This is a genomic window from Olsenella sp. DNF00959, assembly GCF_001553055.1.
GTDB lineage: Bacteria > Actinomycetota > Coriobacteriia > Coriobacteriales > Atopobiaceae > Olsenella_I > Olsenella_I phocaeensis.
Genome location: NZ_KQ960131.1, coordinates 1 through 642 on the forward strand (window position 1 = coordinate 1; position 642 = coordinate 642).

Consider the following 642-nt stretch of genomic DNA (forward strand, 5'->3'; position numbering starts at 1 on the left):
CATCCCCTTGGTCTCGATCATGCCCAGTGCCTCAACTACGTTTGCCATCGCGCGTGCCTCCTTGTTGGTGTTCGGCTCGCCCTTCGTGGGCTGTGCCGCCGTCTTGCCTTCCTGCGGGACCTTCTCGTCTGGCTCCACCTGGGCGGGTGCGTCCTCGGCCGGGGCGGCCGCGGGGACCGCCGCGGAATCCGCTGGCTTGTCCGGCCCCTTGCGGGAGGGACGACGCTTGGGCGCGCCGTCCCCCTCGGCCTTGCGGGCTGCCATCGCCTACGCCTCCGCGGAGGGCAGGATGGACTCGACCATGCCGTCCGGGCGGGGGATCACGTGGACGGAGAGGAGCTCCCCCACGCGCTGGGCCGCCGCCGCGCCGGCGTCGGTCGCGGCCTTGACCGCCCCCACGTCGCCGCGGACGAAGACGGTCACGAGGCCGCCCCCCACGCGCTCCTTGCCGACGAGGCGGACGTTCGCCGCCTTGACCATGGCGTCGGCGGCCTCCACGGCCCCGACCATCCCCTTGGTCTCGATCATGCCCAGTGCCTCAGTCATGCCTGCCATCTTTCTTCCTCCCTAGCTCTGTCTGCCTGTGCGCCGCCTGGTGTCTCCTACGCCTCCGCGGAGGGCAGGATGGACTCGACCATGCCG

1 protein-coding gene and 1 pseudogene are annotated in these 642 nt (G+C 71.5%); both read right to left on the reverse strand.

Going from position 1 to position 642, the window contains the following annotated elements; all coding sequences use genetic code 11:
• A pseudogene (locus tag HMPREF1868_RS06845) lies at window positions 1-264 on the reverse strand (hypothetical protein); the annotation flags it as partial.
• 3 nt (window positions 265-267) lie between these two features.
• Window positions 268-555 (reverse strand): BMC domain-containing protein, encoded by a 288-nt coding sequence (locus tag HMPREF1868_RS06850; protein ID WP_062531448.1) that lies wholly within the window; start codon window positions 553-555, stop codon window positions 268-270.
• Between the last annotated feature and the right edge of the window lie 87 nt (window positions 556-642).

Excerpts from the sequence above, each read along its gene's own strand:
- HMPREF1868_RS06850 (WP_062531448.1), bottom strand. The coding sequence starts at position 555 with ATGGCAGGCATGACTGAGGCACTGGGCATGATCGAGACCAAGGGGATG.